Genomic DNA, 15,687 nt, shown 5'->3' with positions numbered 1-15,687 from the left:
TGATCCTGCTTTTAGGGCTTTTTCGATTCGTCTGAGTTTTCATCAGGAGCCCAAACTCCATTCTTCTCCACGAGGTTCCTCAAACTTGCGGTGGACGAGCTGTCATCAAGTACAAAACTGTCACGAAAGGTGAAGTAGATCGAGGTGTGAAACATGGACGCCATGAACAGCACCATGGGGTACATGATGAGGTTCAGCGCGCTGGCCCCGCCCAGCATGGCGCCCAGCAGGCTCACGACCAGACCCATCAAAACGAAAACACCCACCCAGCCAAAGGTGTAGACCAGCATGGCGCCTTTGTTGCCCCAGCAGGCCATGACGCTGAAAAACAGGCTTTTGCCCGGGCTCACGCCGTGCCAGTGCACCAGCGCAGGCGCATGCCAAAAGGCCATGAGCACCGGCACGTAGGCCAGCATGGCCACCCACATGCCTTGGCTGACCAAGGCTGTGCGCATCGCTTCAGGGGTGACTTCGCCATCGGTGACCGGCACGGGTGTGCCGCCAGTGGGGCCGAGCAGGGCCGCAATACCCAGCACCAGCAGCAGCGCTCCCGCGTACATGCCGCCCAAGATCAGCATGGGGCGTGCGCGGTCCATGCCCGAGCGAAACGCCGTGAGCAACAGCACCGGCATGGGAAAGCGCCCGGCTGTGGCTTCGCGGCTCGCGGCCATCAGGCCCACGGTGGCCGCAGGCACCAGGGCCAGCGAAATTGCCGTGCCAACGAACGGCACCACCGACAGCACCGAGACCACCGCCATGAACATGAAAAACAGCCCAGACATGGCCAGTGGCTGGCGAAAGAAGGTTTTCACCCCCAGCTTGACCCAGGACAGGCCGGTGCTTGCGGGGACGACATTGAGTTTCATGAGGGGGACGCAGGTTGTAGCGGGCTCAGTGCGCCAGGCAGGGCGTATCGAGCAGGGCCGATGAGAGGGTTTGGGCGTGTTGGACGCGGAGGCGCAGCACACGTTCAAAATGCGCGGGGTCGTGCGCTTGCAGCATGGCGGCTTCTCGGGGCAGGTGCAAGTCCCACAGGCGCGAGACCCAGAAGCGCAGGGCGCCGGCGCGCAGCATGGCGCCCAGCAGGCTGCGTTCGGCAGCACTCAGGGGGCGCACCGCCTGGTAAGCGGCCAGAAAAGCTTGCGCTCGCTCGGGTTCGTGGGCGCCGTCTTGGTCGTCGGCGCTGTGTGCCACGCACCAGTCGTTCAGGCACACGGCGATGTCGAACAAAAAGCTGTCGCAGCCGGCAAAGTAGAAGTCAAAGAAGCCGGTGAGCTCGTCGCCGTCAAACATCACGTTGTCGCGGAACAGGTCGGCGTGAATGGGCCCGCGGGGCAACGCGGTATAGGCCGGGCTGGCGGCCACATGGTTTTGAAAAGCCAGTTCTGAGCGGATCAGGTCGGCCTGGGCCGCGCTCAGGTACGGCAGCACCACCGGCACGGTGTCGTTCCACCAGGGCAGGCCGCGCAGGTTGGGCTGGCTCATGGCGAAATCGGCCCCGGCCAGGTGCATGCGGGCGAGCATGTCACCCACGGCGTGGCAATGGCTCGCGTTGGGGCGCAGCTCGCTTTTGCCGCGCAGTTTGTTCACCACCGCAGCAGGCTTGCCCTGCACGCGGTGCAGGATGTCGCCCTGGGTTGTGGCGGCCGGGTCGGGCACGGCTATGCCTTTGCCCGCCAGGTGCTTCATGAGGTGCAGGTAAAACGGCAGCTGCTCAAAGCCCAGGCGCTCAAACAGGGTGAGCACGTGTTCCAGCACCGCGCCGTCGCGTTCGCTGGTGACGAAATAGTTGGTGTTTTCAATACCGCCCTTGATGCCCTGCAGCTGGGTGAGTTCACCCAGGTTCAGGGTGCGCAGCAGGGCGGCAGCTTCTTCAAACGGGACTTCGGTGTAAACGGCCATGTGAAAGCAAAAAAGTTCAGAAACTCAGGATGCGCCAGCTGCTGCGCCCGGCATTGCCGGTGGGTTGGGTGGCGCTGTCCAAGCCAGCAGGCTGCCCTTGGCCGGGTTGTATCTGGTAGGCGGGTGCGCCGTTTTTGGGTTGCACGTCGATGCGCTGGGTTTGCCCGCCCACGCGCAGCTCGTCAATGCGAGACAGCGCGTCTTCATGGGTGATGCGCTCCACGCGCGGCGTCAGGGGCAGCGGCGCAGGCGCATCGGGCACCGCGGCAGGGGGCTGGGCCGCGGCGCTCAGGGCCAGACACAGGGTAGGCAACGTCAACAGACGCAAAGTAGAGTGCATGCCCGATTGTAGGCAACCAGGGTGGACGCCGGCGCGGCAGGGGCTGTCCCAAACTCCTCCACAATGGCGCCATGTCAGAAGCACCCACGACCCCAACCCCGCCCAGCGCAGCGCCCGATGCCGCGCGCCCACCCACCTTGCTGCTGGTGGACGGCTCCAGCTACCTCTACCGCGCGTTTTTTGCCGGCGGCGAGTCCATGAGTACCACCTTGCCCGACGGCACGGTCTACAAGACCGGCGCCATTCGCATCATGATCAACATGATGCAGAAGCTGCTGAAGGACTTTCCTTCGGTGTACGGCGCGTGTGTGTTTGACGCCAAAGGCCCCACCTTTCGCGACGCCATTTACCCCGCCTACAAGGCCCAGCGCAGCCCGATGCCGGACGACTTGCGCGCGCAGATAGCGCCCATTCACGAGGTGGTGCGGCTGATGGGCTGGCCGGTGCTCGATGTGCCGGGCGTGGAGGCCGACGACGTGATCGGCACGCTGGCAGCGGCGGCGGCGAGCCAGGGGATTGAGGTCGTCATTTCCAGCGGCGACAAAGACCTGGCGCAGCTGGTGAACGAGCACATTTCCATCATCGACACCATGAGCGGCAAGGTGCGCGACCTGGCCGGGGTGGAGGCCGAATTCGGTGTGCCCGCCCGCCTGATGCTGGACTACCAGATGCTCGTGGGCGACACGGTGGACAACGTGCCCGGCGTGCAGGGCGTGGGCCCCAAGACCGCCGTGAAGCTGCTGCAGGAATACGGCTCGGTGGACGCCCTGATCGCGCAGGCCGATCAGATCAAAGGTGCGGTGGGCGACAAGCTGCGCAAGGCTTTGGACTGGCTGCCCACCGGCCGCCAGCTGCTGACCATCAAGACCGACTGCGACCTCAACGGCTGGGTGCCGGACATGCCCGCGCTTGAAGCCATCCGCATGGGGCAACCGCAGACCGAGCCGCTGCGCAGCTTCTACGAAACCTACGGTTTCAAGGGCCTGGCGCAGTCGCTCGGCGCGAAAACCACCGTTCAGGCTGAGCCTGTCGAAGCCCTTCGACAGGCTCAGGGCGAACGGGATCTTTTCTCGGAGCCGGCACCCGTTGCCCCCGCGCGCGCACCGAACCTCGCCTACGAAACGATCCTCTCCTGGGAAGCCTTCAACACCTGGCTCGCCAAGGTGCAGGCTGCTGAGCTGGTGGCGGTGGACACCGAAACCACGTCGCTCGACGAAATGCGCGCCGAGATCGTGGGCATCAGCTTCAGCGTGAAGCCCGGCGAAGCCGCCTACATCCCGCTGCGCCACGCCGGGCCCGATGCGCCCGAACAACTGCCGTTTGACGAAGTGCTGGCCCAGCTCAAACCCTGGCTGGAAAACCCGCAAAAACTCAAGCTCGGCCAGCACATCAAGTACGACCGCCACGTGTTTGCCAACCACGGCATCGAGGTGCAGGGTTACGCGCACGACACCATGCTGCAAAGCTACGTGCTGGAAGTGCACAAGCCCCACGGCCTGGCCAGCCTGGCCGAGCGCCACCTGGGCCGAAGCGGCATCAGCTACGAAGACCTGTGCGGCAAGGGCGCGCACCAGATCCCGTTTGCGCAGGTCGACGTGCCCAAAGCCGCCGAGTATTCGTGTGAAGACAGCGACCAGACGCTGGATGTGCACCGCGTGCTCTGGCCTCAGCTGCAGGCCGACGACAAGCTGCGTTTCATTTACGAACTGGAGATGGCCAGCAGCGAAGCGCTGTACCGCATTGAACGCAACGGCGTGCTGATCGACGCGCCCACCCTGGCCAAGCAGAGCCACGACATTGGCACGCGCATTCACGCGCTGGAGCAAGAGGCTTACGACATTGCCGGCCAGCCGTTCAACCTGGCCAGCCCCAAGCAGCTGGGTGAAATTTTCTTTGACAAGCTCGGCTTGCCGGTCATCAAGAAAACCGCCACCGGCGCCCGCAGCACCGACGAAGAGGTGCTGGAAAAACTGGCCGAAGACTACCCGCTGCCCGCCAAAATTCTGGAGCACCGGGGCCTGTCCAAGCTCAAAGGCACTTACACCGACAAGCTCGCCCAGCTGGCCCACCCGCGCACCGGCCGCGTGCACACCCATTACGCGCAGGCCGTGGCGGTCACGGGGCGGCTTTCAAGCAACGAGCCCAACCTGCAAAACATCCCCATCCGCACGCCCGAAGGCCGCAAGGTGCGCGAGGCCTTTGTGGCGCCCGCAGGCAGCGTCATCGCCAGCGCCGACTACTCGCAAATCGAGCTGCGCATCATGGCCCACATCAGCGGCGACGCGGCCCTGCTCAAGGCCTTTCACGAGGGCATTGACGTGCACCGCGCTACCGCCGCCGAGGTGTTCGGCGTGGACGCCGCCCAGGTGAGCACCGAGCAGCGCCGCTACGCCAAGACCATCAACTTCGGCCTCATCTACGGCATGGGCACCTTCGGTCTGGCCAAGTCGCTGGGTATCGAAAACGCCGCCGCCAAGACCTACATCGACCGCTACTTCGCCCGCTTTGCGGGTGTGAAGCAATACATGGACGACACCCGCGCCCTGGCCAAAGCCCAGGGCTATGTGGAAACGGTGTTTGGCCGCCGCCTGGTGCTGCCCGGCATCCAGAACGAAAAGGGCGCCCGCCTGGCCGGGCTGGAGCGCCAGGCCATCAACGCCCCCATGCAGGGCACGGCCGCCGACCTCATCAAGCTCGCCATGGTGGCGGTGCAAAAGGCTCTGGATGCACAAGGCAAGGGCACCAAAATGATCATGCAGGTGCACGACGAACTGGTGTTCGAAGTGCCCGAGGCCGAGGTGGACTGGATCAAGACCGAGATTCCAAACCTCATGGCTGGCGTGGCCCAGCTCAAGGTACCGCTGCTGGCCGAGGTGGGCGTGGGGCCGAACTGGGACAAGGCGCACTGACGGCGACATACCCCTGCGCCGCCTGCGGCGTCACCCCCTCCAAGGGGGCAACACCTGCGGCCCGGCGGCCGGTTCCGCGGTGTTTCTTGGCTGGGAGCCCGCGCTTGACGGGGATATGTTGGGGCGTTTTGCGAACTTTCCCGTGCATGCAGAATCATTTGATCTTCCCATCACAACAACAGGAGATGACCCATGCTCAATGAAACCCAGACCCAGGACCTGTCGGCCTTGCTGCCTGGCCAGTCCACCGAAGCCGGTACCACGCGCCGCACCGCGCTGAAGGCGGCCCTCGGTGTCGGTTATGCCGCCGCAGCCCTGCCCATCATGGCGCAGACGGCCATCAACACGCCGGCCACCGGCCTCACGGCGGGCGACGTGATGATTGACGTCAACGGCTATTCGATGCCGGCCTACCGGGCTGCGCCTGCCGGCAAAACCGGCTTGCCGGTGGTGCTGGTGTTGTCCGAAATTTTTGGCGTGCACGAATACATTGCCGACACCGCGCGCCGCTTTGCGCAGGCCGGCTACCTGGCCATTGCGCCGGAGCTGTTTGTGCGCCAGGGCGATGCGCAAGGCTATGGCGAAATGGCCAAGCTGATTGCCGAGGTGATTTCCAAGGTGCCCGACGCGCAGGTGTTGGCCGACCTGGACGCGACGGTGAAGTGGGCAGCGGCCAACGGGGGCGACGCCAGCAAAATCGGTGTGACGGGTTTTTGCTGGGGTGGGCGACAGACCTGGCTGTATGCCGCACACAACCCGGCGGTGAAGGCGGGTGTGGCGTGGTACGGCCGGCTGGTGGGCGAGACGAGCGCACCTAACCCGAAGCACCCGGTGGACGTGGCGGCTGGCCTGCATGGGCCGGTGCTCGGTTTGTACGGCGGTGCCGACACGGGCATTCCGCTGGTGACAGTTGATAAGATGAAGACCGCGCTGGCGGCTGGCAACGCAGCGGCCAAGGCGTCGACTTTTGTGGTGTACCCCGAAGCCCCGCACGCCTTCCACGCGGACTACCGGCCGAGTTTCCGCAAGGACGCGGCCGAAGACGGCTGGAAGCGCGCCATGGCATGGTTCAAGCAGCACGGCGTGGCATAACGTATGTGCTGCATGTGCACCAAGGCCGCTGTTTAGCGGCCTTTTTTTTGGCGGCGGCGGCCCTGGGCAGGGCGTTTGACGGGTGAATTGAGCAGAACAACATGACTTTGTTAGCGATCCTGGTGGGCACCATTTTGGCGGGGGTGGGCAGCGTGTGGCTGGCTGCCTTGCTGAGCTTCGCCATGCTCGCGCGCTACACGCAACACATGCTGAGCCTGGCGGCGGGCGCGCTCATGGCCACCGCGTTTATGCACCTGCTGCCCGAGGCTTTTGAGAGCCAGGCCAGCGCACACGAGCTGTTTTCCATGTTGCTGGCGGGCCTCGTGTTTTTCTTTTTGCTCGACAAGGCCGAGCTGTGGCACCACGGGCATGAGCACCACCACGAGGCGATGCCCGAGTCTGAGCACGCACATGGCCACGCGCACGGGCACGGCCATGCACACCACAGCCACGCCAGCGCGGCCGCCCACGCGGGCGCTCACACGCACCACCACGGGCCGCGCTCGGGCGGCTGGGCGGTGCTGGCGGGCGACAGCGTGCACGCTTTTGGCGACGGCATCCTGATCGCCTCGGCTTTCATGGCCGACATGAAGCTGGGCGTGGTGGCCGCTGTGGCTGTGCTAGCCCATGAGGTGCCCCACCACATGGGCGACCTGGTGGTGCTGCGGCACACCTCGGGCACACCGCGTGCGGCGCTGGTGAAGGTGTCTCTGGCCGGCACCGTCACGGCCATTGGCGGGTTGGTGGGGTATTTTTTGCTCAGCAAGCTCGACGATTTTTTGCCATTTTTTCTGGTGGCGGCGTCCAGCAGTTTTGTTTATGTGGCGCTGGCCGACCTGATTCCGCAGCTGCAAAAGCGGCTGGGGCTGCGTGAGACGGCTGCCCAGGTGGCCTGGCTGCTGGCGGGCATCGGGCTGGTCACGGTGGTCAGCCGCTTCGCGCACACGCACTGAGCGGCCAGCGGGGTGCGCTCAGCCATTCAGACCGTGTGGTTGCCAAAGCTGAAGCAGAACATGGCACCCTGACCGGTGGCGCCTTTGCCTTGAATTTGCCCGCCGTGGCGCTCAATGATGCGGCGCACCGTGGCCAGGCCGATGCCCGAGCCCTCAAACTCTTTGGGCGAGTGCAGCCGGGTGAAAGGCTTGAACAGGCGGTCGGCGCGGCTCATGTCAAAGCCGGCCCCGTTGTCGGACACGAAAAAGCCTTTGAGGCCGCTGACGGCGTCAGCGCAAACGCCCATCTCGATACGCGCTTTGGGCTGGTTGCGTGAGTATTTCCAGGCGTTGCCCAGCAGGTTTTCCAGCACGATATGGGCCAGGCGGGGGTCGCAGTCGGCCATCAGGCCGGGCGCAATGACCACCTCCACCTCCCGCGTGGGGTCCCGGTGGCGTTCCTGGCGAATCACGTCCTCGGCCAGTTCGCTCAGGTTAACGCGCATGCGCTGAAGCTGGCCCTGGCTCACACGGGCCAGCGCGAGCAGATCGTTGATCAGGCTGTTCATGCGCGCCACCGAAGCCGCGATGCGGTCCACCAGATCTTCGTCTTCGGTGGTCATGCGCGATGCCATTTGCTCGCGCAGCAGGTGCATGAAACCGTCCATGGAGCGCAGGGGCGACTTGAGGTCGTGCGAGACCGAGTAAGAAAAGGTTTCGAGCTCCTGATTCAGGTACTCCAGCTGTTCCGTGCGCTCAGCCACCCGCTGCTCCAGTGTTTCCTGCAACTTGCGAATTTCGCGGTCGCGGCGCAGCCGCAGCAGCTCGGCATTGCAGCGGCTGGCAAAAATGGACAGCAGCGCCTGCATGCTTTCGCCGTAGTCGGGCATGCGTTGCCAGGTCACGGCCAGCAGGCCCACCATCGAGCCGTCGGCATCGCGCAAGGTGACGCCCGCAAAGGCTTCCATCTGGTCCGGGTCAAACGGTGGGCAAGACTGAACGATTTGCTGCGAACGTGTGTCAAGCAGCAGCAGATCGTCTTGCAGCAACAACCGGGCGTAGCCGGTGTGGTGCAGCGGCAAGGTGCGGTTGGGCTGCAGTTCTGCGTCTTGCATCAAGGCCAGTGTGCCCAGTTGGTTCTGAGCGTCGAGTTCGCCAATGACAACGCCCTGCGCACCCACGGCCCTGGCCAGGTGCTCGGCCGCGGACAAGAAGTACGCTTCGCCCGTGTGGGTGGATACGCCCTGGGCCACGGTCATGAGCATGGCTTCTCGGCGCCGTTCTTCGGTCACGTTGATCGTGTAGGCCAGCTCGCAGACTTCGCCGTTGAGTTCGATCACCTGCGACCACAGCATCACGTCCACCGCCTCGCCCTGCTTGTTGCGCAGCCGGGTCGGAAAACCCAGCACCTGTCCCTGTTCATGCAGTTGGCTGGCGTAAGCGCGCTGGTCCTCCTGTGAAATCCACACATTGAGTTCGGTGGATGTATGGCCCAGCAACTCGCTGGCGCTGTAGCCCAGCACGCGCTGGTTGGACGGGTTGGCTTCCAGGTAGGTGCCATCGCGCAGCCGGCAAATGACGGTACCGACCGGACTGAAGTTGAACGCTTTGGAGAACCGCTCTTGAGACTGCGCCAACTCTTGGCGCGACGCCACTTCAGCACTGACATCAAGGGTCATGGACATCACCAGCCGATCGGTTCCCTGCTGGATGGTTTCTGAAAAAAGAAGGGCTTCAAACGAGCTGCCGTCGCTGCGGAGCGCTTGTGCCCGCATGCCGCTGACCCGGCCCTCGACCTGCATGCGCGCACGAAAGGCCAGGTGTTCGCCGGCGTCGGCCCACAGGGTGGGGGGTGTCTGGTCCAGCAAGGCTTCGCGCGGGTAGCCAAACATTTTCACGAAGGCTTCGTTGGCGTCCAGCACGCAGCGCGTTTCCATGTTTTGCACCAGGCAAGCGGCAGGTGTGTTGCGAAAAAGCCCCATGAAGCGCGCCTCGCTGGCGCGCAGCTTGGCCTCCACCTGGTGCGCATGTGTGAGCGCCTCTTCCTGGCTGGTCAGGGCATCGATGAGCCGAAATCGGCTGTAAAAAACGCTGACCACAATGGTCAAGATGACGGCGGTTTGCACGATCCACACCGCCAGACCCGTGTGCAGGTTGCGGCCGCTCAGGTGGCCTTGCTGTTCCAGCAGGTTCAGCACACCCAGTGTGGCGATGCAGATGATGCTGGTGATGACAGTAGCGCGGCGTTGCAAAAAGGTGCCGGCCAGCACCAAGGCTGCCATCATGGCCAGCACCGAGGCGCTGCGCACGCTGCCATCAACCACCATGCCGGCGGTGGCGCTGAGCACCAGCGCAGCCACGATCAGGTGGGCCGCGAGGCGCGCGTGTCCTCTGAGAAAAATCGCCCAGATGGCCCACACGCTGAGCGTCAGCAGACCCGTGAGGTAGACCAGGGGCACCAGGCCGTCGCGCCCATACACACTGGCCGTGATGAGGGGTGCGGCGAGGCCAATGGTGATGAGCAAGGCCCGCAAGGCCGCGTTCTGGTGTTGTTCAAGTGCGCTGGCTTTGGGGGCGCCCAGCGGATCGTCTGTGTTTGGTGCGTTGTCCATGGGTTTAGGAAACAGCTTGGGTGTGCGCCAGCCCGGAAGAAGCTGCTGGTGTGGCGCCGGCCGCCTGGAAGGTGAACATGAAGCAGGCGCCCTGGTGGGGCGCCGCCTCGGCGCGTATGTCCCCGCCGTGGCGTTCGATGATGCGCCGCACCGTGGCCAGGCCAATACCCGTGCCCTCAAACTCGCTGGGCAGGTGCAAGCGCTGGAAGGGTTTGAAGAGCTTGTCGGCGTAGGCCATGTCAAAACCCACGCCGTTGTCGCGAACGAACAGTGTTGCCGGTGTGCTGCGCAGGGCTTCGGTTTGCCCCATTTCGATCACCGCCAAGGGCTGGTTTCGGCTGTATTTCAGCGCGTTGTTCAGCAGGTTTTCCAGCGCAATCCGGGCCAGCCGCTCGTCGCAGTGGGCGCTCAGGCCGGGGCTGATGCGGCGCTCCACCCTGCGTTCGGGCTGCTTTTCAAGCGCCTGGTCCAGTATCTCGTGGGCCATGGTGCTCAGGTCCACGCGCTGCGGGCTCAGCGCGCCCTGGCTGACGCGGGCCAGGGCCAGCAGGTCGGCAATCAGCCCCGACATGCGGTGGGTGGCGGCCAACACACGCTGCATCATGCTGCGCTCTTCGCTGCTCAGGCGCTCGCCCAGTTGCTCGTCCAGCAAGCGGGTAAAGCCGTCGATGGTGCGCAGGGGTGACTTCAGGTCGTGCGACACCGAGTAGGCAAACGAATCAAGTTCGGCATTGAGCTTTTGCAGGTCGGCGGTGCGCTCGCGCACCCGCTGCTCCAGCGTTTCGTTCAGGCGCTGAATTTCTCGGTCGCGCTGCAGCCGCAGCAACTCGGCGTTGGCCCGGCTGGCAAAGATAGACATGAGGGCGCGCAATTCGGGCGTGAGCGCAATGGGGTGCTTCCAGAGCGCGTTCAGAACCCCGATGGGCTCACCTGTGTCGTCGCGCAGCGACTGCCCCACGTAGGCCTCGAAGCCGGCTTCTGCCAGCGGTGGGTCTTGCGGGTATTGCTGGGCCACGTTTTCGGTGTGGACGCAGAGACCGGTTTGGTCCAGGGCTTTGCCGCAGGGTGCACCCGCCAGCGAAAATGTGAAATTGCGGCCATGGGTGCCATCGGACCAGACCGACAGGGTGCGCATCCGCTGGTCAGGGCGCAGCTCGCCCATGATCACCATGTCGGCGCCGAGCGACTGCGCCATGTGCTGCGTCAAGGCCTTAAAAAAAGCCTCGCCAGTCTGTCCTGTCATGCCCTGGGCTACGCTCAGCAACAGCGCTTCGCGCCGTTTTTCTTCAGTAGTGTTCACGAAGCAGGAAAGTATGCAGTCCTCGCCGTCGATCTCGATCAGCTCGGCCCACATCTTGGCGTCGATCACCTGGCCGTCGGCGTGCCGCATGCGCGTCTCGTAGCCGCTCAGGTGGCCTTCGCGCTGGATGCGACTGATGAAAATATGGCGCTCCTGCGGGCTCAGCCAGCCGCCTGTATCCAGCGTCGTTCTGCCAATCAAGTCTTGCCTGCCCAGACCCTGCACAGGGTCTCGGGCCTGGTTGACCTCAACAAACTTGCCATCGCTTAGACGGGTGATGGTCATCTTCAGCGGGCTGAAATTGAAGGCTTTGGCAAAGCGCTCTTCGGAGCGCTGAAGCTTCACCAATGCTTCGTTCTCCACGCTGACATCGGTCACGGTGGTGATGATCAGTTTGTCTTCCCGATCGTCACTCAGTTCGCTGGACAGCATGGTGTGGAAGGTGCTGCCGTCTGCACGTTGGCCCAGCGCCGGGTGCTGCCGGATGCTGCGCTGACTGAACAGGCGCAAGGCATAGGCCTCGCGTTCTGCCGGGTCGGCCCACAGAAAACTCTCCACGCGGCCCAGCAGCTGTTCTTTGGTGTAACCGTAGCAGCGCTCAAACGCGGGGTTGACGTCCAGCACCACACCGCTGTGGGCCGACTGGGCAATCATGGGGCTGGGTGAGTTGTGAAAGATGCGGGCGAAGCGCTCCAGGTTGCGGTCCCTCTCTTGCTCGGTGCGCTTGCGCCGTTCGTATTCCTCCAGCTGTTGGGTGGCAGCTTGCTGTGCCCGCAGGCGGCTGTAATAGACCAGTATGGCGACCACGGTGAGCGTGGCAGAGTGGGTGAGCCAGACCTTGAAGCCGACCTCAAAGTTGGGGGTGTGCAGCCAGTCGCTGCGTTCGGCATAGGTCAGCGCCGCCAGCGACACCACACTGAACGCGACCGACGCCATGAGCGCGTTGCGTCCCAGCAAAATGCCTGCCCCCGCCACCGCGGCCACAAACAGGAAGCCGCCTGCCGTGCGCACCGAGCCGTGGGCCAGCACCGCCAAAATGGACGCTGAGAGCACGCCGAACACCAGCAGGTGCGGGATGAATCGTGTGTGCCCTGAGCGCACCAGCGCAAATGCAAACCAGCCCAACACCGCCACCAGGGCTGTTGCCCAGGTTTCCAGCGGGTTGGTGGTGCTCCAGTGCACCAGCGGCGTGAGCAGACTGGCCGCAATACCGATCAGCAACGAGACCGACTGCAGCGTCGAATGGAGGGCAATGGACCCGTGGTCAGCAGAAGGTGTCGGAGGAGTGGGGTTCACGTGGGGCACGCATCGGGTGTGTGCAGAACCAGGGCGTGTTGAGCGCCGGTCTGCGAGCAAGGCGCATTGCTATGCGGGTATATCGGAGCACATCGCCCCGAACTTAAGTCCGCGCACACGGTGCGCCCGGCGTATTGCACCATTCGCTCCAGCTGCCGGGGTACAGCGCGGTGCGCCCCAGGCCAGCCACTTCCATGGCCAGCAGGTTGGGAATGGCGCTCACGCCGCTGCCGCAGTGGTGCACCACGCTGGCGGGGTCGCGCCCGGCCAGCAGCTGCTCGAACTCGGCACGCAGCTCGTTCGCTGGCTTGAAGCGGCCGTTGGGCCCGATGTTGTCAGTGAACGGCCGGTTCAGCGCACCGGGAATGTGGCCCGCCACCGGGTCCAGCGGCTCCATTTCGCCGCGAAAGCGGGCCGCCGCACGTGCATCGATCAAGGTCAGGCCCGGGCTCCCCAGCCGCTGGGCAATGGTGGGCGTGTTGGCGGTGGCGGCGCGCGCCGGGCTGAGTGGATACGCGCTTGATGCGTTCGTTGGTCCCGGGCCAGGGCCGCTTTCGGACGAGCCGCCCGCGGCCACCCAGGCGGCCCAGCCGCCGTCCAGCACGGCCACGGCCTCGTGGCCGCACCATTTCAGCATCCACCACAGGCGGCCGCAGTAGTTGGCGCTTTGCCGGTCGTACACCACCACCTGGGTGGCGGGTGAGGCCAGGCCGGTGCTACCCAGCCAGGCGGCGAAGCGCTCGCGCGAGGGCAGGGGGTGGCGCCCGCCGCTGGCGCGGTCCGGGCTGGTTTTGTCGCTTAGGTGCTCGTCCAGGCCAACGAAGCGGGCACCGGGTATGTGTTCGGCTTCAAATTGCGCCCTGCCCGCGGCGGGGTTCATCAGGTCGGCGCTGCAGTCGTACACCAGCACGGGCGTGTCGGCGTTGAGCAGCTGTTTCAGTTCGGTGGCGGAGATAAGGGTGGCATACATGCGCACATTGTGCGGTAGCTGCTGGCCCTTGGCGAGGCCCCGAAAGCGCCGCGTTTAGGGGTGCGCGGGCCGTGGGCCCAGCGCACCGGTGTTTTCAGTGCTCTTCGGCCGGCGCATGTGGCACCGCCCGCGCACGCAGGGCCGTGGCGGCGATGCCGCTCACAATGATCAGGCCCATGCCGAGCCAGCCGATCAGGGGAAGTTGGTCGCCAAAAATGGTGAGGCTGTAGATGCCCGCAAACACAATGCCCGAATACTGCAGATTGGCCACCACCAGCGTGGCGCCGCTGGCATAAGCGCGCGTCATGCACAGCTGGCCAAACACCGCCAGCAAGCCAATGGGCAGCAGCCACAGCGCGCTGGGCCAGTGCCATGTGCTCGCGCCCACAAACACCATGCCCAGCGCCCCGGCCAGCACCGCGCCAATGGAGAAATAAAACACGGTGCGGCTTTCGGGCTCGCCCGCGCGGGACAGTGCGGCCACCTGCAGGTAGGCAAAGGCTGAAAAAATGCCTGAAAGCAGGCCCACGAAGGCGCCCACAAACTGGTCTTCGTTCAGGGTGGGGCGCAGCATCATGGCCACCCCCGCGAAACCAGCCAGCACCGCCAGAAACAAAGGGCCTTGTTGTTTGATGGGTGCGTTGCGCCCCTGCACCAGCAGCGCGCCGCCCAGCAGAAAGGCGGCAATCCACACGCTGCTCATGTAATTGAGCGTGACGGCCGTGGCCAGCGGCAGGGCGGCGATGGCATAGAACCACGAGGTGAGCGCGGTGACGCCCACCACACTGCGCCAGAAATGCATCATGGGCAACGTGGTGCGCAACGAAACCCCGCGCACGCGGGTCATCCCTAGCAAAAAGATCACGCCCACCATGCCGCGGTAGCAGACGATTTCAAAGCTGTTGAAATGCTCAGACGCGAACTTGATGCACACCCCCATGGTGGCAAAAAACAGCGACGCGAGCAGCATCCACAACGCCTGCATGGTTCAGGCGCCCGTGTGGTGAGGAGGTCTTGTGGGAATACCCGGGCCTCGATCAGTCCAGGGCCGCGCCACTCATCTGGCGGCGGTACCACTCGTGAAAGTGCTGCATGCCGTCTTCCATGGGGCTCTGGTAGGGGCCCACCTCATTGTCGCCACGGGCCAGCAGTGCCTTGCGGCCTGCGTCCATGCGCTCGGCAATTTCGTCGTCTTCCATGCAGGTTTCCATGTAAGCCGCGCGCTGGGCCTCCACAAATTCGCGCTCGAAGGCGGCAATTTCTTCGGGGTAATAAAACTCCACCATGTTCAGCGTTTTGTCCACGCTGACAGGGAACAGGGTCGAAACCGTGAGCACATGCGGGTACCACTCCACCATGATGTGCGGGTAGTAGGTGAGCCAGATGGCGCCGTGTTCGGGCATTTGCCCCTGGCGGTATTGCATCAGCTGCTGCTGCCAGCGCTGGTAGACCGGGCTGCCCGCCTTGCCCAGCAGGTTGGCAGCGCCCACGGTTTGCACCGAATACTCGGGCTTGAATTCCCAGCGCAGGTCGTCGCAGGTGACGAAGTTGCCCAGACCCGGGTGGAACGGCCCCACGTGGTAGTCCTCCAGGTAGACCTCAATGAAGGTCTTCCAGTTGTAGTTGCAGGTGTGCAGCTCCACGTGGTCCAGCACCATGCCCTCAAAGTTCAGGGCCGTGCGCGGGCCCATGTTGGCCAGGTCGGCAGCAATGTCGCGGCCGTTGTCTTCAAACAGCAGCCCGTTCCATTCGCGCAATTTGTAGTTGTTCAGGTTCAGGCAGGGGTCTTTGGCAAAATGCGGTGCGCCCACCAGGTTGCCGGCGGGCGTGTTGCCCCGGCCGCCGCTGTAGGTCCAGCGGTGCAGGGGGCACACAATGTTGCCGCCGGCGCTGCCGCTTTGTGTGGTGCCCAGGTTGCCGCGGCCTTTGAGCATCACCGCCTGGCGGTGGCGGCACACGTTGGACACCAGTTCCACGCCATTTTCGGTGCGCACCAAAGCGCGCCCCCCGGCTTCCTGCGGCAGAGCGTGGTAGTCGCCCACGTTGGGCACAGCAAGTTCATGCCCCACGTACCGGGGGCCCCGCTGAAAGAGGGTTTCCAGTTCGCGCTCAAAGAGCGTCTGGTTGAAATAGCTGGAAACCGGGAGTTGGCTTCTGGCCTGCTGTAATTGAAGACTTAAATCAGACATGGTGGTCTTGACCTAGAGACTCCCCCTATGAAGGGGCAGGGTAAGCGCTGGTCGAAAATCGAATTCGCGCGGGATGGGTGGAGTGGTGCGTCCCTCCGGACAAAGCTTGTCCGTCAGTGATGAAAAAATGAGCGCGGATTGTACC

Annotated in this window: 11 protein-coding genes; 3 read left to right on the top strand and 8 right to left on the bottom strand. The window is 64.2% G+C overall.

Annotation, left to right across the window (positions count from 1 at the left end):
- Positions 1–11: 11 nt before the first annotated feature.
- The 3 genes from AC4QBL_RS11720 to AC4QBL_RS11710 are packed head-to-tail and all read right to left on the bottom strand — an operon-like array spanning position 12 to position 2,242.
- Complete coding sequence (locus AC4QBL_RS11720; RefSeq protein ID WP_472901866.1) at positions 12–866, bottom strand: BPSS1780 family membrane protein; 855 nt, start codon at positions 864–866, stop codon at positions 12–14.
- A gap of 25 nt (positions 867–891) precedes the next feature.
- Complete coding sequence (locus tag AC4QBL_RS11715; protein WP_472901865.1) at positions 892–1,902, bottom strand: homoserine kinase; 1,011 nt, start codon at positions 1,900–1,902, stop codon at positions 892–894.
- A gap of 16 nt (positions 1,903–1,918) precedes the next feature.
- Complete coding sequence (locus tag AC4QBL_RS11710) at positions 1,919–2,242, bottom strand: hypothetical protein (RefSeq protein ID WP_472901864.1); 324 nt, start codon at positions 2,240–2,242, stop codon at positions 1,919–1,921.
- A gap of 71 nt (positions 2,243–2,313) precedes the next feature.
- Here AC4QBL_RS11710 and polA point away from each other — a divergent pair, with 71 nt between their 5' ends.
- The 3 genes from polA to AC4QBL_RS11695 all read left to right on the top strand — a co-directional run bounded on the left by polA (position 2,314) and on the right by AC4QBL_RS11695 (position 7,196).
- On the top strand, positions 2,314–5,151 hold the full coding sequence (polA, locus tag AC4QBL_RS11705) for a DNA polymerase I (protein ID WP_472908227.1): 2,838 nt from the start codon (positions 2,314–2,316) through the stop codon (positions 5,149–5,151).
- A 192-nt stretch (positions 5,152–5,343) separates the two neighbouring features.
- Positions 5,344–6,243 (top strand): dienelactone hydrolase family protein, encoded by a 900-nt coding sequence (locus tag AC4QBL_RS11700; protein ID WP_472901862.1) that lies wholly within the window; start codon positions 5,344–5,346, stop codon positions 6,241–6,243.
- Positions 6,244–6,344: 101 nt separating this feature from the next.
- The gene (locus AC4QBL_RS11695; RefSeq protein WP_472901861.1) at positions 6,345–7,196 is read left to right on the top strand and encodes a ZIP family metal transporter; all 852 of its coding nucleotides are present in this window, start codon (positions 6,345–6,347) and stop codon (positions 7,194–7,196) included.
- A 26-nt stretch (positions 7,197–7,222) separates the two neighbouring features.
- Here the strand turns inward: AC4QBL_RS11695 and AC4QBL_RS11690 are convergent, their stop codons facing one another.
- The 5 genes from AC4QBL_RS11690 to AC4QBL_RS11670 form a co-directional block, all read right to left on the bottom strand.
- Positions 7,223–9,787, bottom strand: coding sequence for a PAS domain-containing sensor histidine kinase (locus tag AC4QBL_RS11690; protein ID WP_472908228.1), 2,565 nt, complete (start codon positions 9,785–9,787; stop codon positions 7,223–7,225).
- A gap of 4 nt (positions 9,788–9,791) precedes the next feature.
- Complete coding sequence (locus tag AC4QBL_RS11685) at positions 9,792–12,383, bottom strand: PAS domain-containing sensor histidine kinase (RefSeq protein ID WP_472908229.1); 2,592 nt, start codon at positions 12,381–12,383, stop codon at positions 9,792–9,794.
- A 103-nt stretch (positions 12,384–12,486) separates the two neighbouring features.
- Entirely contained in the window at positions 12,487–13,353 is an 867-nt protein-coding gene (locus AC4QBL_RS11680) for a sulfurtransferase (protein ID WP_472908230.1), read from the bottom strand.
- Positions 13,354–13,447: 94 nt separating this feature from the next.
- Positions 13,448–14,338: a DMT family transporter gene (locus tag AC4QBL_RS11675; protein ID WP_472901857.1), complete on the bottom strand. Its 891-nt coding sequence runs from the start codon at positions 14,336–14,338 to the stop codon at positions 13,448–13,450.
- 52 nt (positions 14,339–14,390) lie between these two features.
- Positions 14,391–15,542 (bottom strand): aromatic ring-hydroxylating oxygenase subunit alpha, encoded by a 1,152-nt coding sequence (locus tag AC4QBL_RS11670; RefSeq protein WP_472901856.1) that lies wholly within the window; start codon positions 15,540–15,542, stop codon positions 14,391–14,393.
- Between the last annotated feature and the right edge of the window lie 145 nt (positions 15,543–15,687).

It is taken from the genome of Hydrogenophaga sp. L99 (genome assembly GCF_058731905.1).
The sequence above is the reverse complement of the archived record's forward strand: the minus strand, read 5'-3'. Positions and strand labels throughout refer to the sequence as shown.